The 19,918-nt window shown below is 72.0% G+C and carries 18 protein-coding genes; 3 read left to right on the top strand and 15 right to left on the bottom strand.

Annotation, left to right across the window (positions count from 1 at the left end; all coding sequences use genetic code 11):
• Nucleotides 1-57: 57 nt before the first annotated feature.
• Nucleotides 58-2,352: an MMPL family transporter gene (locus ACIQ9E_RS01655; RefSeq protein WP_403700270.1), complete on the bottom strand. Its 2,295-nt coding sequence runs from the start codon at nucleotides 2,350-2,352 to the stop codon at nucleotides 58-60.
• Nucleotides 2,353-2,580: 228 nt separating this feature from the next.
• On the opposite strand from ACIQ9E_RS01655, the gene ACIQ9E_RS01660 reads away from it, so the two are divergent.
• Nucleotides 2,581-3,126 carry a DUF1697 domain-containing protein gene (locus ACIQ9E_RS01660; RefSeq protein WP_403700272.1) on the top strand — a complete coding sequence of 182 codons (546 nt, stop codon included), beginning with the start codon at nucleotides 2,581-2,583 and terminating at the stop codon, nucleotides 3,124-3,126.
• A gap of 11 nt (nucleotides 3,127-3,137) precedes the next feature.
• On the opposite strand, the gene ACIQ9E_RS01665 is transcribed toward ACIQ9E_RS01660, so the two are convergent.
• The 14 genes from ACIQ9E_RS01665 to ACIQ9E_RS01730 form a co-directional block, all read right to left on the bottom strand.
• On the bottom strand, nucleotides 3,138-3,332 hold the full coding sequence (locus ACIQ9E_RS01665) for a DUF4236 domain-containing protein (protein ID WP_403700275.1): 195 nt from the start codon (nucleotides 3,330-3,332) through the stop codon (nucleotides 3,138-3,140).
• Between the two features lie 148 nt (nucleotides 3,333-3,480).
• Nucleotides 3,481-4,260, bottom strand: coding sequence for a sirohydrochlorin chelatase (locus ACIQ9E_RS01670; protein WP_403700278.1), 780 nt, complete (start codon nucleotides 4,258-4,260; stop codon nucleotides 3,481-3,483).
• A 9-nt stretch (nucleotides 4,261-4,269) separates the two neighbouring features.
• Nucleotides 4,270-5,175, bottom strand: coding sequence for an ABC transporter permease (locus tag ACIQ9E_RS01675; protein ID WP_403700280.1), 906 nt, complete (start codon nucleotides 5,173-5,175; stop codon nucleotides 4,270-4,272).
• Nucleotides 5,162-5,968 (bottom strand): ABC transporter ATP-binding protein, encoded by an 807-nt coding sequence (locus ACIQ9E_RS01680; RefSeq protein WP_403700283.1) that lies wholly within the window; start codon nucleotides 5,966-5,968, stop codon nucleotides 5,162-5,164. Before ACIQ9E_RS01680 ends, ACIQ9E_RS01675 begins: the two co-directional genes overlap by 14 nt.
• A gap of 31 nt (nucleotides 5,969-5,999) precedes the next feature.
• Complete coding sequence (locus ACIQ9E_RS01685; protein WP_403700286.1) at nucleotides 6,000-7,109, bottom strand: aliphatic sulfonate ABC transporter substrate-binding protein; 1,110 nt, start codon at nucleotides 7,107-7,109, stop codon at nucleotides 6,000-6,002.
• 204 nt (nucleotides 7,110-7,313) lie between these two features.
• Nucleotides 7,314-8,693 (bottom strand): sulfate adenylyltransferase subunit 1, encoded by a 1,380-nt coding sequence (locus ACIQ9E_RS01690; protein WP_403700289.1) that lies wholly within the window; start codon nucleotides 8,691-8,693, stop codon nucleotides 7,314-7,316.
• A gap of 2 nt (nucleotides 8,694-8,695) precedes the next feature.
• Nucleotides 8,696-9,637 (bottom strand): sulfate adenylyltransferase subunit CysD, encoded by a 942-nt coding sequence (cysD, locus tag ACIQ9E_RS01695; RefSeq protein WP_403700292.1) that lies wholly within the window; start codon nucleotides 9,635-9,637, stop codon nucleotides 8,696-8,698.
• The gene (cysC, locus tag ACIQ9E_RS01700; protein ID WP_403700296.1) at nucleotides 9,634-10,167 is read right to left on the bottom strand and encodes an adenylyl-sulfate kinase; all 534 of its coding nucleotides are present in this window, start codon (nucleotides 10,165-10,167) and stop codon (nucleotides 9,634-9,636) included. Before cysC ends, cysD begins: the two co-directional genes overlap by 4 nt.
• A 58-nt stretch (nucleotides 10,168-10,225) precedes the next feature.
• On the bottom strand, nucleotides 10,226-10,924 hold the full coding sequence (locus ACIQ9E_RS01705) for a phosphoadenylyl-sulfate reductase (RefSeq protein ID WP_403700299.1): 699 nt from the start codon (nucleotides 10,922-10,924) through the stop codon (nucleotides 10,226-10,228).
• Nucleotides 10,921-11,106 carry a hypothetical protein gene (locus ACIQ9E_RS01710; RefSeq protein WP_403700302.1) on the bottom strand — a complete coding sequence of 62 codons (186 nt, stop codon included), beginning with the start codon at nucleotides 11,104-11,106 and terminating at the stop codon, nucleotides 10,921-10,923. Before ACIQ9E_RS01710 ends, ACIQ9E_RS01705 begins: the two co-directional genes overlap by 4 nt.
• 184 nt (nucleotides 11,107-11,290) lie before the next feature.
• Nucleotides 11,291-12,988, bottom strand: coding sequence for a nitrite/sulfite reductase (locus ACIQ9E_RS01715; RefSeq protein WP_403700305.1), 1,698 nt, complete (start codon nucleotides 12,986-12,988; stop codon nucleotides 11,291-11,293).
• Between the two features lie 697 nt (nucleotides 12,989-13,685).
• Complete coding sequence (locus ACIQ9E_RS01720) at nucleotides 13,686-14,252, bottom strand: GNAT family N-acetyltransferase (protein WP_403700309.1); 567 nt, start codon at nucleotides 14,250-14,252, stop codon at nucleotides 13,686-13,688.
• A 318-nt stretch (nucleotides 14,253-14,570) separates the two neighbouring features.
• A complete protein-coding gene (locus ACIQ9E_RS01725; RefSeq protein WP_403700312.1) occupies nucleotides 14,571-15,788 on the bottom strand; it encodes a GAF domain-containing protein in 1,218 nt (405 codons plus the stop codon).
• A 320-nt stretch (nucleotides 15,789-16,108) separates the two neighbouring features.
• A complete protein-coding gene (locus tag ACIQ9E_RS01730) occupies nucleotides 16,109-17,779 on the bottom strand; it encodes an acyl-CoA dehydrogenase family protein (protein WP_403700315.1) in 1,671 nt (556 codons plus the stop codon).
• A gap of 17 nt (nucleotides 17,780-17,796) precedes the next feature.
• Between ACIQ9E_RS01730 and ACIQ9E_RS01735 the strand changes: the two genes are divergently transcribed.
• Together ACIQ9E_RS01735 and ACIQ9E_RS01740 are read left to right on the top strand one after the other, a co-directional pair.
• On the top strand, nucleotides 17,797-19,152 hold the full coding sequence (locus tag ACIQ9E_RS01735) for a YihY/virulence factor BrkB family protein (RefSeq protein WP_403700318.1): 1,356 nt from the start codon (nucleotides 17,797-17,799) through the stop codon (nucleotides 19,150-19,152).
• A gap of 10 nt (nucleotides 19,153-19,162) precedes the next feature.
• Nucleotides 19,163-19,909, top strand: coding sequence for a helix-turn-helix domain-containing protein (locus ACIQ9E_RS01740; protein ID WP_403700321.1), 747 nt, complete (start codon nucleotides 19,163-19,165; stop codon nucleotides 19,907-19,909).
• Nucleotides 19,910-19,918 lie beyond the last annotated feature (9 nt).

Consider the following 19,918-nt stretch of genomic DNA (forward strand, 5'->3'; position numbering starts at 1 on the left):
CTCACCGGGCGGGCCGGAGAACACGCTCCGGCCCGCCCGGCCCCTGGTGGGGCGGTGCTACACCCGCACCGGCACCTTGCGGTCGCCGTCCGCCTCCGGGGCCGCGCCCTGCGGCGCGTCGTCCTGCGGCTCGTCGTGCGTCATGTCCGGCAGCCAGTGCAGCCAGCGCGGGAAGTACCAGTTGCGCTCGCCGAGCAGGGCCATCACCGCGGGGAGCAGTACGCCGCGGATCACCGTCGCGTCGATCAGCACCGCCGCGGCCAGCCCCACACCCATCTGCTTCATCGACTGCATCGACAGCGTTCCGAAGATCGCGAAGACGGCCACCATGATGACGGCGGCGCTGGTCACCACACCCGCCGTGGTCACTACCCCGTGGGTGATCGCCTCCTGGGTGCTCCGGCCGCGCACCTTCGCCTCCCGGATCCGGGAGACCACGAAGACGTGGTAGTCCATCGAGAGGCCGAAGAGGATCACGAAGAGGAACAGCGGCAGCCAGGCGACGACCGCCCCCACACCCTCCGCCCCCACCAGGGAGGCGCCCCAGCCGTGCTGGAAGACGATGGTGAGGATGCCGTACGCGGCGGCCACCGAGAGCAGATTGAGCAGGACCGAGGTGATCGCGATGGTCACCGAGCGGAACGACAACAGCATCAGGACGAAGGCGAAGACCACGACGAAGCCGAAGACCGGGGCCACCGATGCGGTGATCTGCTCGGTGAAGTCCTTCGACCCCGCGACCTGGCCGGTGATCGGCGCGTCCACCCCGGAGAGGGAGCCGAAGGCCGCCGGCCTGACCTTGTCGCGGAGCAGGTCCAGGCTCTTCTCGGCCCGCCCCTGGTCGGAGCCGCCGACCAGCGGCACCGAGATGAAGGCGACGTTCTTGTCGGCGTGCACGGTGACCTCGACCGGGCCCTCGGAGGCACCCGACGACACGGCTTCCTTGGTGAACCGGTCGATCGCGGACTTCACCGGAGCCCCGTCGATATCAGGGGCGCGGACCACGACCGCCGCGGGCTCTGCCCCGCCGGGGAAGGCCTCGTTGAGCCGCTCGTACGTCGCCACGATCGGCATCGACGAACCGAACTCCTGGTCCAGCTTCAGCTCCTCGGTCTTCATCCCGAGCGCGGGCAGCGCGATGGCCGCCAGCGCACCGGTCGCGACCACCAGGGAAGCCACCGGACGCCGCAGGACCCGGCCGAGGACCGCCCGCCAGAACCGGCTCTCCCCGTCGCCCTTCTTCAGCCTGGCGAGGAACGGCACCCGGCCCTTCTCCACCCGGTCGCCGAGGAGCGACAGCAGCGCGGGCAGCACGGTGACCGAACCGACCATGGCGACGGCCACGACAATCAGCGACGCCAGGCCCATCGACTCGAAATCGCCCACCCCGGTGAACAGCATGCCCGCCATCGCGATGCAGACCGTCACACCCGAGACCACCACGGCCCGGCCGCTGGTCGCCGCCGCGATCCGGATCGCGGTCTCCTTGTCCCGGCCTGCCGCCCGCTCCTCGCGCTCCCGCCGCAGATAGAACAGGCAGTAGTCCACGCCGACGGCCAGACCCACCAGCAGCATCACCGAGTTCGCCGTATCGGACATCGGGACCACATGGCTGACCAGGCTCATCAGACCCATCGTGGCCATGATCGCGGTGATCGCCAGGACCACCGGGATCACCGCCGCCACCAGGGCGCCGAAGGCGATCAGCAGAATGCCCAGGGCGACCGGTACGGCCGAGTACTCGGCCTGCTTGAAATCGTCGCCGAACGCCTTGTCGAAGGTGCGGTTCATGCTGGCGCTGCCGATCTGTTCGATCCGCAGCGACTCGTGCTGTTCCTGAACCTTCGCGACGGCCTTCAGCAGCGGCTCGACGCGGTCACCCGCGGTTTCGGGGTCTCCGCGGACATCGAACTGGACGAGGGCGCTGCGGCCGTCCTTGGAGATCGCCCCACTGGAGTACGGGGAGGTGGGCTCGGTCGCCTCACCGGTCGCGGCCACGGCCTTCAGCACCGCGTCCACGGCCGACCGGAACACCGGGTCGGTCGCCGCCGGACCCTGGGCACCCCGGGCCGAGATCAGCACCCGCTCGGTCGCCGGATCCTCGATGCCCGCCTCGTCGATGATCCTCGCGGCCTGGGAGGTCTCCCCCGTGAGCTGGTCGGTCGGCTTCAGCTTCTCCTGGCCCACCGCCGATCCGGCGAACATCGTCACCACGACGAACAGCACCCAGATGCCCACCGCCGCCCAGCGGTGGCGGGCGCTCCAGCTCCCGGCCCGCGCGGCCAGCCCCTTCGGCCCGGCGTGTGCGGGGCGCGCTCTCCCCGCCGCCCCCGTGTTCCCTGTCAGACCCATGACCGACCGTGCCCTCCCCGGCATAACGTCGGCTCCGTGCCGACGACTTCACGTCTCGGAACACGACGCTAGAAGCGGCGGAGGGCCGCCGGATCAGCCTCACCGGTGAGCCGGGAGGCCCCGCTCTCATCCACCGGTACCAGTCGGGCCCCCGAGCCCAAGGCTCATGGCCCCTTACACCTATCGGTCCTGCCGGTCCTGTCGGTGGGGCGGTCTAGGCTCGGCCGTATGAGCAACGGATATGCGGCCATGCTGCGGGGGATCAACGTCGGAGGGCACCGCAAAGTGCCCATGGCCGAGCTGCGTGCCGTGCTCGAAGGCCTCGGACACGGCGGTGTCACCACCTACCTCCAGAGCGGCAACGCCGTCTTCACCAGCGACGCCACCGACGAGGACGCCCTCGCCCGCGCCCTGGAGCAGGCCATCGAAGAACGCTTCGGCTTCCCCGTCGACTGTCTGGTGCGCGGCGCCGGATATCTGCGGGCGATCGTCGACGACTGCCCCTTCCCGGCCGCTGACCTGGAGTCCAAGCAGCTCCATGTCACCTACTACTCGGCGCCCGTGACCGCCGAGCGGTTCGCCGCCGTCGACCGCGGGGCCCATGCGCCCGAGGACTTCCGCACCGGCGACCGGGCCCTGTATCTCTACGCACCCCAGGGGCTGGGCCGCTCCAAGCTGGCCGAAGCCCTGGCCCGGCCCGCCGTCACGAAGGGCCTCGTCGCCACCACCCGTAACTGGAACACCGTGGTGAAGCTCGCCGAGCTGACCGGCTGAGGACCGGCGGGTCAGTGGTGGCGGCGGGAGTCCCGGCGGAGACTGAAGCCGCCCGGGAGCCGGACCGAGGCGCTGCGTCCGCCACCGCTGTGCCGGGTGACATGTGCCCGGCGGCCGCCCAGCGACCAGGACCAGCCGTGGGAGCTGACGGTGATATGCAGCAGCTTCGGGATCACGGTGATCCGCTTGTGGTAGTTGAACGGCATCGCGGGACTCCTTCACCGGGGGCGAGGCTTCCATGGTGCGGCATCCGCGCCCGGTGCCCGTCACCGGTCCGCCACGATCCTGTCACCACCGGCCCGCAGGACCGGCCGGGGCCGACCCCGAGACGGCCTCGGGGTACGGGCCCGCGGATCAGGCGGTGACCCCGAGACGGCCGAGGACCGCCGGAGCGGCCTCCGCCGGGCGTACGGCCTGCTCGTACCGCTCGACGATCAGCCGGGCCAGCTCCGGGCAGGGGCCCAGCACCTCCGCCAGGACGTCCGCCTCGCGGGCGCCGTCGGCGATCCGGTCCGGCAGCCTGCCGGGAGCGATCACATACGGGGCGACGGCCACCCGGGCGCAGCCGTCGGCCCGCAGCAGGCGTACGGCGTCCTCCGTACGCGGAAGGGATGCGGAGGCGAACGCAGGCCGCACGGAGCACCAACCGGTGCGCCTCAGCTCCCGCGCCATGGCTGCGATCGCTGCGATCGCCTCCGGGTCGGTGGAGCCCGCCGAGGCCAGGACCAGCCCCGTCGAGCGTCGTGCGGCGGGGGTGCGCCCGGCCCCCGCCTCGTACAGCCGCCGCCCGACCGCCGCGGTCAGCAGCGGCGACGGGCCCAGCACCCCCGCCTGCCGGATCCGCAGTCCGGGCAGCGCGGCCGATGCCTCCGCCAGTACGGCGGGGAGGTCGGACTTGGCGTGGAAGGCCCGGGTCAGCAGCAGCGGCAGCGCCACCACCCCGGCCTCGGGGTCCTCGGCGGCGATCCGCTCCAGTACCTGCGGTACCGAGGGCGCGTTGAAGTCGAGGAACCCCGTCTCCACGGGGAGCCCGGGGCGCAGCGACCGCACCCGGCGCACCAGGGCGTGGACGGTCGCGGCATGCCGCGGATCGCGGCTGCCGTGGGCGACGACGAGGAGACGGGGTCCGGACACGGCGGTGGCTCAGTTCTTGACGAGGAGACCGCGGCCCCGCAGGACCGCCCGCTCCAGCGGGCTGAAGACCAGGAGGTCGATGGCGATACCGACGACGAGGATCAGCAGGATCGCCAGGAACACCCCCGGCATGTCCGAGTTGTTGCGGCCGTTCTCCAGCAACTGGCCCAGACCGAGGCCGAGATCCGGCGACGAGGCGATGATCTCCGCCGCCATCAGGGACCGCCAGGCGAAGGCCCAGCCCTGCTTGAGCCCCGCCACATAGCCCGGCAGGGCGGCCGGCATCACGATGTACCAGGTGCCCTTGAGGCCGGTGGCGCCCAGGGTGCGGCCGGCCCGCAGGAACAGCGGCGGGACCTGGTCCACCCCGGACACCAGCCCGTTGGCGATGGACGGGACCGCGCCGAGCAGGATCACCGCGTACATCATCTGGTTGTTGAGGCCCAGCCAGATCACGGCCGGCGGCACCCAGGCCACCGACGGCAGCGACTGGAGACCCGAGAGGATCGGCCCGATCGCGGCCCGCACGAACTTCACCCGGGCCACCAGCAGCCCCAACGGGGTACCGATGGCCAGTGCCAGCAGGAAGCCCGAGAAACCACGCGAGACACTCGTCCAGACGACCTCCAGCAGGGTGCCCTGCAACCACAGACCGGACAGGCTGTCCCAGACCGCGGACGGCGCGGGCAGACTGCCCTCGTCGGTGACCTCGGCCCACACCAGCGTCTGCCAGACCGCGATCACCAGCGCCACCGCCGTCAGCGGCGGCACCACCTTCGTCAGCAGCACCTCCCGCAGCGACGCCCGCCCGGCGTCCACGGTCTCCAGGGCGTCGAGCCCCGCGGCGAGATCGTGCGTTCCCCCGTCGTCCCCGGCACGTCGTGTCGCCGGGGACGGTGTCTCAGTTCTGACCATGTCGGCGGATCTCCCCCCGCAGTTCTTCGGTGATCTCGACGGACAGCTCGGCCACGGCCGTGTCCTCGATACGGCGCGGCTGTTCGATGCCGACCGACCACTCCCGGGCGATCCGCCCGGGACGGGACGACAGCAGTACGACACGCTCGGCCAGCCGCACGGCCTCACGGACGTTGTGGGTCACGAAGAGCACCGACAGCCGGGTCTCCCGCCAGATCCGGGTCAGCTCCTCGTGGAGCACGTCCCGGGTGATGGCGTCCAGCGCCGCGAACGGCTCGTCCATCAGCAGCAGCTGACTGTCCTGGGCCAGGGCCCGGGCCAGCGCCACCCGCTGCCGCATACCGCCCGACAGTTCGTGCACCCGCTTGCCGTAGGCGCCCGACAGCCGCACCAGCTCCAGCAGCCGCTCCGCCTCGGTCCGCCGCTCCGCCTTGGCGAGCCCGCGCAGCCGCAGCGCCAGCTCGATGTTCTTGCCCGCCGTCAGCCACGGGAACAGCGCGTGTTCCTGGAACATCAGCGCGGGCCGCCCGCCCGGGGTCTCGATGGTCCCGGCACTGGGCGCGTCCAGCCCCGCCACCAGATTGAGCAGGGTCGACTTGCCGCAGCCCGACGCCCCCAGGAGGGTGACGAACTCGCCCGGGGCGACATCCAGGGAGATGTCGTCGAGGACGAGCTGCCGTCCCCCGGGGGTCGTGAAGGACTTCGAAACGTGCTCGATTCGGGCCGCGTAGCCGGCCGGGTCCGTCCCGGCACCGGCAGTCGTCCGGTCCTTGGTCACCGTGGTGCTGGCCATGGTCGTCACCTCCTGGGAACGTACGTGCGGCTTACTTGACGCCGAGTCCGGCGTCGGCTGCCTCGGGGGCGCCCTGGGACTTCAGCACCTTGTTGAGCAGGCTGAGGTCGTAGATCCCCGCCAGGTCGGGCTTCTCCAGGAGTCCGGCCTTCACGGCGTGGTCCGCCTGCGCCTTCAGGGTCGAGGCCAGCGGGTCGTCGAGGAACTGGATCGACGGCCAGGCACCGTCGATGATCTCGGCGGGCAGTTCCTTGCCGCTGAGCGCCTTCAGCTTGGCGTTCGCGGACGCCTTCGCCTTGTCGGGGTTGGCGTTGATCCACGCGTTGGTCTTCACCGTGCCGCGGACGAAGGCCTCCACCACATCGGCGTGGTCCTTGAGGAACTTCTGGCTCACGATCACATGGGTGATCACGAACTTCTTCTCCGGCCAGATCGTGGCCTCGTCCAGCAGCACCTTCGCGCCCTGGCTGACCAGCCGCGACGCCGTCGGCTCCGGTACCCACGCCCCGTCGATGGAACCCGACTTATAGGCATCCGGCGTGATCTTGTTGTCGGTACGGACCACGGAGACATCGCCCTTGCCGCTCTGGGCGTCGGTCTTCCAGCCTCTCTCGGCTATCCAGTTGAGGAAGGCCACGTCCTGGGTGTTGCCGTGCTGCGGGGTGGCGATCTTCTTGCCCTTGAGATCGTCGAGGGTCTTGATCTTGGCGGGGTTCACCACGAGCTTCACGCCGCCGGACGCCGACCCGGCCACGATCCGCAGGTTCTTCCCCTTGGACTTGGTGAAGCCGTTGATGGCGGGGGAGGGGCCGATGAAGCCGATGTCGATGGAGCCCGCGTTCAGGGCCTCGATCTCGGAGGGGCCGGCGTTGAACGTCGTCGACTTGATCTGGGTGCCGCCCAGCTCCTTCTGGAGGATGCCCTCCTGCTCACCGACGAGGGCGGTGGCATGCGTCAGATTCGGGAAGTAGCCGAGGCGGACGGTGTCGGCGGAGAGCTTCTTGCCCTTGGCGGCGGGGGCGGTCTTGTCGTCCTCGGAGTCGGAGCCGTAGCCGCAGGCGGCGAGGGTCCCGATCAGCAGGGGCAGCGCGGCGGCCGCGGCGAGGGAACGGCGGAGGGTGGTGGTGCGAGTGGCAGGCACGCGAGGGAATCCTCTCGTAAACCCCGGTGTCCACGCCTTGGCGGCGCGGCCGGGACGCTTTCGGTGGTCGGTCTTCGTTTCCAGCGGGCACGGATCGGCAGTCGGGTCATCGCGCACATCGCACGACACCCCCCGACCCTGCGCCGAGAGTGCCGCTGCCCACCCGGCCGCCCTCCTTGGCGAAGGTGGCGAACACGTCCGTCATCAGAAATCCCACTCCGCTTCATCGCCCTGACGGGCTTCGGGGTCCGCCGCTGCGGCGGACCGGTCTGTGGTGGCGAAGGACTCCCCGGCCATACCGGCGGCCAGGGTGGTGCCGTCGGCCGGGTCGATCAGCAGGAACGAACCCGTACGCCGCGAGTCCGCATAGGAGTCCAGGGCGATCGGCTCGGCGGTCCGCACCTTCACCAGGCCGATGTCGTTGGCGGTCAGCTGCCCCGGCTCCGCATGGTGCGAGAGGTCGTCGAGGGTCACCCGGGCCGGGATCTCCTTGACGATCGCCTTCACCGTGCGGGTCGTGTGCTTCAGCAGCACCCGGTGCCCCACGGTCAGCGGGGTGTCGGCGACATGGCAGACCGTCGCCTCCACGTCCTGCCCGGACGGCGGGACATCGCCGCTCGGCACGATCAGATCGCCGCGCGACACGTCGATATCGTCCGCCAGCAGCAGGGTCACCGACTGCGGCGCCCAGGCGACGTCCACCGCCTCGCCCAGCAGGTCGATGCCCTTCACCGTGGTGGTCCGCCCGCCGGGCAGCACCGTCACCGGCTCCCCGGTACGGAACGTGCCCGCCGCGATCTGCCCCGCGTACCCCCGGTAGTCCGGGTGTTCGGCGGTCTGGGGCCGGATCACGTACTGCACCGGCAGCCGGGCGTGGCAGGCCGCCAGATCATGGCTGACCGGCACCGTCTCCAGATGCTCCAGCACCGTCGGACCGCCGTACCAGTCCATCACCGCCGAAGGCTCGACCACATTGTCGCCGGCCAGCGCCGAGATCGGGATCGCGGTGACCTCCGGGACACCGAGAGCGGTCGCGTACGCCGTGAACTCTGCGGCGATCGCGGCGAACAGCTCCTCCGCATACCCCACCAGGTCCATCTTGTTCACCGCGAGCACCACATGCGGCACCCGCAGCAGCGCGGCCACGGCGGCATGGCGGCGGGTCTGCTCCACCACCCCGTTCCTGGCGTCGACCAACACGACCGCGAGATCGGCGGTGGACGCCCCGGTCACCATGTTCCGGGTGTACTGCACATGCCCGGGGGTGTCGGCGAGGATGAACCGCCGGCGGGGCGTCGCGAAGTAGCGGTACGCGACGTCGATGGTGATGCCCTGCTCACGCTCCGCCCGCAGACCGTCGGTCAGCAGCGCCAGGTCCGGCCCTTCGGCACCCCGGCTGCGGGAAGCGTCCTCGACCGCCTCCAACTGGTCGGTGAGGACCGACTTGGAATCGTGCAGCAGCCGCCCCACCAGGGTCGACTTCCCGTCGTCGACCGAGCCCGCGGTGGCGAACCGCAGCAGCGTCGTCGCCGACAGCAGCGCCTCCGCCGCGCCCCCGCCGTCGGTGATGTCGGTGGATGTCATGATCAGAAATAGCCTTCCCGCTTACGGTCCTCCATCGCCGCCTCGGACAGCTTGTCGTCCGCGCGGGTCGCGCCCCGTTCCGTCAGCCGGGACGCCGCGATCTCCGCGATGACCGCCTCCAGCGTGACGGCGTCCGAGTCCACGGCACCGGTGCACGACATATCGCCCACCGTCCGGTAGCGCACGGTCCGCAGCTCCACCGGCTCGGCGTCGGTCGGCCCGCCCCAGTCGCCACCGGTCAGCCACATACCGCTCCGCCGGAACACCTCGCGCTCATGGGCGAAGTAGATCTCCGGCAGTTCGATCTTCTCGCGGTCGATGTACTGCCAGATGTCCAGCTCGGTCCAGTTGGAGAGCGGGAAGACCCGGACATGCTCGCCCGGCGCGTGCCGGCCGTTGTACAGCTGCCACAGCTCGGGCCGCTGCCGCCGCGGATCCCACTGCGAGAACTCGTCCCGCAGCGAGAAAACCCGCTCCTTCGCACGGGCCTTCTCCTCGTCGCGCCGGCCGCCCCCGAAGACCGCGTCGAACCGCTCCGCCGCGATCTTCTCGGTCAGCGGCAGCGTCTGGAGCGGATTGCGGGTACCGTCCGGACGCTCCCGCAGCACCCCCCGGTCGATGTAGTCCTGGACCGAAGCCACATGCAGCCGCAGCCCGTGCCGGGCCACCGTCCGGTCCCGGTACTCCAGCACCTCGGGGAAGTTGTGCCCCGTGTCCACGTGCAGCAGCGCGAACGGCACCCGCCCCGGGGCGAACGCCTTCAGCGCCAGATGCAGCATCACGATGGAGTCCTTGCCGCCCGAGAAGAGGATCACCGGACGCTCGAACTCGCCCGCCACCTCCCGGAAGATATGCACCGACTCCGACTCCAGCGCGTCCAGATGCGACAGCGCGTACGGACTGTCGTTCAGCCCCTGGGCCGCAGCACCCGTTCCCGCGCTCACACCAGACCCCTCTCGGCCAGCAGACCCCAGACGGCGTCCGCGGATTCGGTGACGGTCTGCCGGTGCGACTCGATCCGCAGGTCCGGCGCGACCGGTGCCTCGTACGGATCGTCCACCCCCGTCAGCCCGCTGATCTCCCCAGCCGCCTGCTTGGCGTACAGCCCCTTCACATCCCGCTCCGAGCAGACCTCGACCGGAGTCGCCACATGCACCTCGGCGAAGCCGGTACCCGCGGCCCGGTGGCGCTCGCGGACCGACTCCCGGCTCTTCGCGTACGGCGCGATCACCGGCACCAGCACGGTCACCCCGTGCGAGGCCAGCAACTCGGCGACGAAGCCGATCCGCTGGACGTTGGTATCGCGGTCCTCCCGGCTGAAACCGAGACCCGCGGACAGGAACTCGCGGATCTCGTCGCCGTCGAGCACCTCGGTGCGCCGGCCTCCGGCGCGCAGCCGTCCGGCGACCTCGTGCGCGATCGTGGTCTTGCCGGCACTCGGCAGGCCGGTCAGCCAGATCGTGGCCCCGGTCATGTTGTCTCTCCCGATTCGTCGTCAGTGGCGGCTTCAGCCGCCGGTCGGCCGCAGGCGGTCAGCCGTGCAGTCCGCACTCCGTCTTCGCGCGCCCGGCCCAGCGGCCGGACCGGGCGTCCTCGCCCACAGCCACCCGGCGGGTGCAGGGGGCGCAGCCCACGGAGGCGTACCCGTCCATCAGCAGAGGGTTGGTCAGCACGCCGTACTCGGCGGCATAGGCGTCCACATCGTCCTGCGTCCAGCGGGCGATCGGGGCCACCTTCACCTTCCGCCGCCGCTCATCCCATCCCACCACAGGGGTGTTCGCCCTGGTCGGGGACTCGTCGCGGCGCAGACCCGTGGCCCAGGCGTCGTACCCCGAAAGCCCCTCCTCCAGCGGCCGCACCTTCCGCAGCGCACAGCAGAGATCGGGATCCCGTTCGTGCAGCCGCGGACCGTACTCCGCGTCCTGCTCCGCGACGCTCTGCCGCGGAGTGAGGGTGATCAGGTTCACGTCCATCACGGCCTCGACGGCGTCCCGGGTGCCGATGGTCTCCGGGAAGTGGTAGCCGGTGTCGAGGAAGACGACGTCGACACCGGGGAAGGCTCGGGACGCGAGATGCGCGACGACCGCGTCCTCCATGGAGGACGTCACACAGAACCTGCCGCCGAACGTCTCGGCGGCCCAGGAGAGCACCGCGAGCGCCGGGGCGTCCTCCAGTTCACGGCCGGCGCGTTCCGCCAGCTCGCGTAGGTCTCCGGTCTCCGTGACCGTCATATCGCGTCCTTTCCCCCGTCGTCACCGCCGTGGCGCAGCCCCCGGGACAGCAGCCCCAGGAACTTCAGCTGGAAGGCGCGATTGCAGCCCGCGCACTCCCAGGCACCGTGCCCCTGCTCGGAGGGGCGCAGATCCTCGTCCCCGCAGTAGGGGCAGTAGAACGGCGCCGCGCGCTCACTCATACGACACCCCGACGGTTCGCTTCTCCGCCCGCGCGGCGCAGAGGTGCGGCTTTCGTTTTCGTCCGCGGACCGGTGGCCGCGCGTGCGCCGCTCACGTGGCTGGTTGGTTTCGCTTCTCCGCCCGCGCGGCGCAGAGGTGCGGCTTTCGTTTTCGTCCGCGGACCGGTGGCCGCGCGTGCGCCGCTCACGAGAGGGCTTCCTCGGAGGCCCGAGCCGCCCAGGTGGCAAAACGCTCGCCGTCCTCGCGCTCCTCCTGGAAGCGGCGCAGGACGCGCTCCACATAGTCGGGGAGGCCGTCCGACGTCACCTTCAGACCGCGGACCTTGCGGCCGAAACCGGGGTCGAGGCCGAGCGCGCCGCCCAGATGGACCTGGTAGCCCTCCACCTGCCGGCCGTCGTCGTCCAGGACCAGCTGCCCCTTGAGACCGATGTCCGCCACCTGGATACGGGCGCAGGCGTTGGGGCAGCCGTTGATATTGATGGTGATCGGCTGGTCGAACTCCGGGATCCGGCGCTCCAGTTCGTCGATCAGCGAGGCGCCGCGCGCCTTGGTCTCGACGATCGCCAGCTTGCAGAACTCGATGCCGGTGCAGGCCATCGTGCCACGCCGGAACGGGGACGGGCTGACCCGCAGGTCCAGCGACTCCAGCCCCTCGACCAGCGAGTCGACCTGGTCCGCCGTCACATCCAGTACGAGCATCTTCTGCTCCACCGTGGTCCGTACCCGGCCGGAGCCGTGCGCCTCCGCCAGATCCGCGATCTTGGTGAGGATGGTGCCGTCGACCCGGCCGACACGCGGGGCGAAGCCGACGTAGAACCGCCCGTCCTTCTGGCGGTGCACGCCCACGTGGTCCCGCCACTCCTGCTCGGGCGTCTCGGGAGCGGGCCCGTCGACCAGCTTCCGCAGCAGGTACTGGTCCTCCAGCACCTGGCGGAACTTCTCCGCGCCCCAGTCCGCGACCAGGAACTTCAGCCGGGCGCGGTTGCGCAGCCGGCGGTAACCGTAGTCACGGAAGACGGAGATGACGCCCTCGTAGACATCGGGGACCTCGTCGAGGGGCACCCAGGCGCCCAGCCGTACCCCGATCTTGGGGTTGGTGGAGAGCCCGCCGCCGACCCAGAGGTCGAAGCCGGGGCCGTGCTCGGGGTGGTTCACCCCGACGAACGCGATGTCGTTGATCTCGTGGGCCACGTCCAGCAGCGGCGAGCCGGAGATCGCGGACTTGAACTTCCGCGGCAGATTGGAGAAGTCCTTGTTGCCGACGATCCGGCGGAGGATCTCGTCGATCGCGGGGGTGCCGTCGATGATCTCGTCCGCGGCGATCCCGGCGACCGGCGAGCCGAGGACGACGCGGGGGGTGTCGCCGCAGGCCTCGGCGGTCGACAGACCGACCGCTTCGAGCCGCCGCCAGATCTCCGGTACGTCCTCGATACGGATCCAGTGGTACTGGACGTTCTGGCGGTCGGTGATATCGGCGGTGCCGCGGGCGAACTCCTGCGAGATCTCGCCCACCACCCGGAGCTGCCGGGTCGTCAGCCGTCCGCCGTCGATCCGGACCCGCAGCATGAAGTAGCGGTCGTCCAGCTCCTCGGGCTCCAGGATCGCCGTCTTGCCGCCGTCGATCCCCGGCTTGCGCTGGGTGTACAGACCCCACCAGCGCATCCGGCCGCGCAGATCGGCACCGTCGATGGAGTCGAAGCCCCGATGGGCGTAGATCGTCTCAATGCGTGTCCGCACATTGAGACCGTCATCGTCCTTCTTGGTCTGCTCATTGGCGTTGAGCGGGGTCAGATGGCCTACGGCCCACTGTCCCTCGCCGCGGTGGCGCCCGGTCTTGCGGCGGGACGCTGCGGGAGCGGGCTTGTCCGGTGTGGCGGCCATGGCGGTGTGTCCTTCGGGCAACGGGAGGGCGGCTCACAGCCGCACACGCGCCGGGCCGCGCGACGGTGCGCAGGGTGCGGGTGTGCGGAGAGAAGCAGGTGTGTCGGATGTCTTCGGGGGTGGTGCGGCGGAGTGCAGGCGGAGTTCGTGCAGACGCGCAGAGGGGCGAGACAGAAGGATCAGCGGAAGAGGCGGATCGAAAGGGGGGAGCTGCTCGGCTGTCGGCGACCGGTGGGGGCGGCTGTGCTGGGCTTGTCAGCAGGCGGGACAGATGGCGCTGGACATGCGGCCGTGGTCGACGTGCCGCCGACTCACCAAGGCAATTCCAACCCGAGACATGACGGAAGCGTGGCACGCGCATCCGACGAGCGTCCACCGTCATCCGTATGGTGGACGTCATGGTCTCGCCTGGTGAGATGGTGTGGCGGCGGTCACGGTATGCGCCGAGAGGCTCGGCTGGCCGCCGCGGACCGGGGCGGCCGCCGGGGGATCGGATGGCTGCCGCCGGACCGGGCCGAGGGCCTCATTCACCGGGCTCGGCCCGGTCCGTCCGTACGGTGCCCGGGATGTCCGGGAGTACGCGAGGGCGGCCCGAGCTGTTACGGGCTGCCCGGAAGCGACTGGGATGCGCGGGAGTTACGGGATGTGCGGAGGTGTCCGGGGGCCGGGGGTGCCCCGGCACGCCGGGGCCGGGGGGTCAGCTGTAGGCGCCGGGCCACGGACCGGGCGTGGGCTTCTCCGGCTCCTCCGTCACTTCGGTGTCGAAGAGCGTGAAACCGCGCCGGAGGTAGTTGTCCATGGCGTGCGGCCCGTCCTTGGAGCAGGTGTGCACCCAGACCCGCTTGGTCGGGGTGAGCCCCGGCCAGCGGTCCGCCAGATCCCAGGCGCGGGCGGTGGCCCAGCTCAGCAGGTGCCCGCCGATACGGCGGCCCCGGAAGGCGGCGATCAGCCCGAAGTAGAGAATCTCCACATTGCCGTCGTCCTGCGCCTGGAGTTCGGCGTAGCCGGCGGGGGTGCCCTTCTCGTACGCCACCCAGGTCTCCGTACCGGGCTTGCCGAGCACGTCCTCCCATTCGGCGTACGTCATCCCGAGCCGGTCGGTCCAGGTGACGTCCCCGCCCACGGAGGCGTAGAGGAACCGGCTGAACTCGGGCGACGGGGTCTGCGACCGGACGACGGTGACATCGGGCCCGGTGGGGGCGGCGGGCCGCAGATCGGCGGGCGAGGTCTGTTCGAGGGACCACGTGGTGACGGTGATGCTCATGAGGCCAGGGAATCACGGCCCGGCCCCGGGCCGGAAGGGCCGTTGTGCCCACCGCGGCCCTTCCGGCCCGGGGCCGGGTGGAGGACGGGGTGCCGGGCGGCCCTCGGTGCCGGTCCGGTCGGCGGGCAGCCGTCCCACGGGCCGGACAGGGGGCCCGGCCTCGGCATGGCAGGGGGATGCCGGCGCCGCGCGGCCGCCCGGACGGCGAGCCTGCTGTTCCCATCCCCGTGCGACAGCGGCCCCTGCGGGTTCGCGGTACGGCCCCGGCCGCCGCGCCGGACTCGCGGGCCGCGGATCCCTCCCGCCGGCCGCCGGAGGCTACCCGTGGCGGATCTCGACCTCGACGGACTCCGCGAACCGGTACGGGCGGCTCGTCAGCACCTGGGGGAGCTGCCGGCGCAGCCGGGACATCTCCGCGCGGACCGTCACCGTCCGGCTGGGGTCGCCGAACAGCTCCGCCGCCAGCTGAGCCGCGCTCAGTCCCTCCGGGCGGGCCGCGAGCCGCCCCAGCAGCTCCGCGTGGCGCGGGCTCAGCTCCTGGACCCAGCTGCCCGCCGCGCCGTGCACGGTCGCCGAGGCGCGCGGGAGGCGGGTCAGATCCACCACCACGCGGGCGACCGGGCCGGGGCCTCCCGGTTCGGTCACCCGGATCAGCCAGCCGCCGGGCACCGGCTCCAGATCGGCCGTCCCCAGCGGCGTGATCCAGTACCGGCCCGCGGCGGCGGCCCGCGGGAGCTGGAGCCGGCCCTGCGGCGGGGGCATGCCGATCACCGCCGCGGGCCAGCCGTTCCCGTCGGTGACCACCGCCCGCCCCGTCAGCCGCCCCAGCAGCGGCGCGGCCACCACCCGCAGCTTCTCCAGGGCCGTCAGATGCGCCAGGCGCAGTTGTGCCTCGGCGAGCCGGGTCACGGCGGTGACCAGGGGCAGGGTCGTCGGATGCGCCGTTCCCAGGGGCCCGCAGACATTCACCACGCCGAGGAGCCGCCCGTTGCGCGGGTCGGTGACCGGCGCCCCCGCGCACGTCCACGAGTGGTACGCGGCGACGAAATGCTCGGCCGCATGGACCAGGACCGGGCGCCGGGCGACCAGGACCGTCCCTATCGCGGTCGTCCCCGCCAGCGGTTCGCTCCAGTCGGAGCCGACGACGAAACCGTGGGCGTCGCCCTTGCGCAGCACCGCGGCGGTGCCCTCGCGCCAGAGCAGCTTGCCGTCGGCATCCGCGACCGTCACCACGTGCTGCGCCGCGTCCGCGACCCCCACCAGCCCCTCGCGGAGCACCGGCAGCACCGTCCGCAGCGGGGACTCGCCGCGCCGCCGTTCGACCTCCTCGCGCGGCAGCAGCCCCGCCCGGCCGCCGTGCTCCGGGTCGAGCCCGGACCGCAGCAGCCGCTGCCAGGACTCGCCGATCTCCGCCCGCGGGCCGAGCGCCGACCTCCGCCCGCCCAGTACGGCCTCCCGGACGCCCTTGAGCACTCTTCCGGCCTCGGCCGGATCCATCGCGGTGAGTCCGGCCGGGTCGATCGGCGAGGTGTGCACGGCGCGGGGGTCCTCCTCGGGCGGTACGGATCGCGTACCGCCATGTGGCGATAGGTCGCAAGAGTGTTGCAACCCTCTGCAACCCTCGCGAATGGGTGCGCTGGTGTACGAAGGTGTACAGCGCCGGGGTGGTGCCGTGTCGGCGCAGCACCACCCCGGTCATGATCATCTTTGACCGGCCGCCCCCGCAACAGCAACGGCCAAACCCTTTTGACCGGGCGTCCGCAAGGGGGCCGCCCGCACCGTCGGCCGGCCCGACCCGGTCACCCGCGGACCGGCCTGCCGGACCGCTGGTACTCGGCTGCCCGGTCCCGTACTCCTCAGACCACCGCCCGCGCCCGCTCCACCACCGCGCCCGTCGCCAGACCGCGCGGCAGCGTGCCGAAGGCCGTACCCCAGTCGCCGCCCAGCCGTGAGGCGCAGAACGCGTCCGCCACCTCCGGCGGCGCCCAGCGGACCAGCAGGGACCCCTGGAGCACCAGGGCCATCCGCTCCACCAGCCGCCGCGCCCGGCCCTCGGCGCCCTCCAGATCGGCCAGCTCCGTCAGCAGACCCTTGACCGCCCCGTCCAGCCGGTGGTCGGCGCCCCGGGCGAGGCCCACCTCCCGCAGAAAGGCGTCCAGCGCCCCGGGCTCCCGGGTCAGCGCCCGCAGCACGTCCAGCGCCTGCACATTCCCCGAGCCTTCCCAGATGGAGTTCAGTGGCGCCTCGCGCAGCAGCCGCGGCATCCCCGACTCCTCCACATAGCCGTTGCCGCCGAGGCACTCCAGCGCCTCGCCGACCATCGGCGTACAGCGTTTGGTCACCCAGTACTTCGCGGCGGGCACCGCGATCCGCAGCAGCGCCCGCTCCGCCTCCGTACCCGCGTCGTACGCCGCCGCCAGCCGCATCCCGAGGACCGTCGCCGCCTCCGACTCCAGGGCCAGATCCGCCAGTACGTTCCGCATCAGCGGTTTGTCGATCAGCGGCCCGCCGAAGGCGTTGCGGTACGCCGCATGGTGGATCGCCTGCGCCACGGCCTGCCGCATCTGCGCCGCCGAACCCAGTACGCAGTCGAGCCGGGTGGCCGCGACCATCCCGATGATGGTCCGCACCCCCCGGCCCTCGTCACCGACCCGGCGCGCCCAGGTCCCCTCGAACTCGACCTCCGCCGATGCGTTCGAACGGTTGCCCAGTTTGTCCTTCAGACGTTGGATCCGGAACACATTGCGCGTCCCGTCCGCCAGCACCCGCGGCACCAGGAAGCACGTCAGCCCCTCCGGCGCCTGTGCCAGCACCAGGAAGCCGTCCGACATCGGCGCCGAACAGAACCACTTGTGCCCCGTCAGGACGTACTCCCCGGCCCCGCCCGCCAGCTCCTCGGCGCGGGTCGTGTTCGCCCGGACGTCGCTGCCGCCCTGCTTCTCCGTCATCCCCATGCCGAACAGCACGCCCGGCTTCCGCTCCGCGGGCAGCAACTCCTGCGCGTACGCGTGCGAGGTGAGCCGGGGTTCCCACGCGGCCGCGAGGGCCGGATCCGCCCTCAGCGCGGGTACGGCCGCATGGGTCATCGACAGCGGGCAGCCGTGCCCGGCCTCCGTCTGGGCCGTCACCAGGAAGCCCGCGGCGCGCCGGACATGCCCGGACGGGCGGCTCCAGGCGTCGGTGAGCCCGGCGCCGACGGCCCGCCCCAGCAGCCGGTGCCAGGCGGGATGGAACTCCACCTCGTCGATCCGGTTGCCGTAGCGGTCGTGGGTCCGCAGTTTCGGGGGGTTCTCGTTGGCGAGCCTCCCCCACTCCTGGGCCTGTGCCGAACCGGCCGCCCGGCCCAGCTCGGTCAGCTCCGTCGTGACGGTCCGGGCCAGTGCCGGAAGCTCCGCGCGGGCCGCCTCGGGCAGATCGGCGCCCGTATGCCGCGCCACCGCCTCCGTCAGCGCGCGGTCGGACCCGAAGACGTCGTATCCCACCAGGGGCGGAGCCTGGTTGGTCACTGTGTGGGTGCTGGTCGCCATGCGGATACGGTAAGGAGGTGCAGGCAGCAAATGAAACACCCGAACGGCATTCGGGGCGGCTCCATCGGGCCCGGGTCCTCTACCGCAACGTCTCCAAGCGGAAGATGGTCTGGCTGCTTCTGAAGGACACCGTCAACTCGTGCATCGAGTACCGGATCCTCGGGCTGGCGGCGGAGGCGGCGTTCTTCACCCTGCTGTCGCTGCCGCCCCTGATGCTCGGGCTCCTCGGCCTTCTGGGTTACATCGACTCGTGGACCGACACCACCACCGTCGCCTCCATCGAGAAGAACATCCTCAACGCGGTGGGGACGGTGCTCTCGGAGCGGGGCGTCAACGAGATCGCGAAACCCCTGCTGGCCGACGTCACCCACGGCGGCCGGCCGGATCTGATCTCCCTCGGCTTCGCGATTGCGCTCTGGTCGGGCTCCCGCGCGGTGAACGTCTTCATCGACACCATCACCGTGATGTACGGCCTGGACGGCCACCGGGGCATCGTCGCGACCCGGCTGCTGGCCTTTCTGCTCTATCTCGTCGCCCTGGTCATCGGGGCGGTGGTGCTGCCGCTCGCGGCCGTCGGCCCGGACCGGGTGGTCGAGCTGGTGCCCTGGGGCACCACCCTGGTCATGATCGTCTACTGGCCGGTCGTCATCCTGCTGAGCGTCGCCTTCCTGACGACGCTGTACCACGTCTCCGTACCCGTCCGCTCCCCGTGGATCGAAGACGTGCCGGGCGCGCTGGTCGCGCTCGCCATGGGCGTCGCGGGCAGCGCCCTGCTGCGGGTCTACATCACCAGTACGGTGGAGGGCCCGACGATCTACGGCTCCCTCGCGGCGCCCATCGCCGTCCTGCTGTGGATCGGCGTCTCCGCCTTCGCCGTACTGGTCGGTGCCGCCGTCAACGCCGCCATCGACCGGGTCTGGCCGTCCGTGGCCACGGCCGCCGCGCGGGCCGCCAACGAGCGGCTGCGCGAGGCCCAGGCAGTGGAGGTGCTGGCGCGGGCGCAGGCGGCGCGGATGTACGAGTACGAAGGCGAGCCCGACGACGACGCGGACGGCGGGCCCGGGGATATGCCGTCGGAGTTCCCCGAACGCTGGTCCCGCTTTCTGCCGCCGGACGATCTGCGGGCCCGGCTGCATACGGGCAAACCGGCGGCAGGCGGGCGGCCGGGGGCCGCGGAGCCGAAGGCGGGACCGGCGTATCCGGGGGAGCGGCCGTCCTATCCGGACCGTCCGCCCTATCCGGCGCGGCCGCCGTACCCCGCGGGCCGTCCCTACCCGGCCCGGCCCGAGCAGCCGCCGTCGGCGGGTGGCCGGGGCCACGGCGGGGACGGGCCGCCGCACGAGGGCCGCCCGCCGTACGGCGACCGCGGGTAGCCTCGGACTCATGTACGAGGAGCGGGCCTCGGCGCTGGCGGGCGCGGTCGTCTGGACGAAGTCGCCCGCGCCGGGAGCACCGGCCGGGCCCGGAGCATCGCCCGCGCCGGTCCGGCCGGTGCTCCCCGACGGATGCATGGACCTGCTGTGGACTCCGGGGCGGCTCTTCGTCGCGGGCCCCGACACCCGGGCGCAGCCGCCGCAGGGCGGGCCGGGGGACCGGTTCGCGGGCATCCGGTTCGCCCCCGGCACGGCGCCCGCCGTCCTCGGGGTCCCGGCGTACGAACTGCGCGACCGGCGGGTGGAGCTGGCCGACCTCTGGGGCGCGGCGGGGGCCCGGCGGCTCACCGAACGCGTCGACGCGGCCGCCGACCCGCCGGCCGAGCTGGAGTCCGTGGCGCTGGAGACGGCCGCGCGCCGGGCCGCGGAGGGTGTCCGCCCCGATCCGCTGCTGACCCGGGTGGCAGGGCTCCTCGACGGCGGTGCCCCGGTGGCCGCCGCGGCCGACGAGGTGGGCCTCGGCGCCCGTACGCTGCACCGGCGGGCGTTGGACGCCTTCGGCTACGGCCCCAAGACCCTGGCCCGGGTGCTCCGCCTCCAGCGGGCCCTCGCGCTGGTCGGCCGGGGTGCCCCGTACGCGTGTGCCGCGGCCGCGGCGGGCTATGCGGACCAGGCTCACTTCGCCCGGGAGATGCGGGCCCTGTCGGGGATGACACCGAGCGGGTACGGGACGGGCGCCCGGGCCGTCCCGGCGTAGCGCCCGGTG

It is taken from the genome of Streptomyces sp. NPDC094448 (assembly GCF_044763775.1).
Classification (GTDB): Bacteria; Actinomycetota; Actinomycetes; order Streptomycetales; family Streptomycetaceae; genus Streptomyces.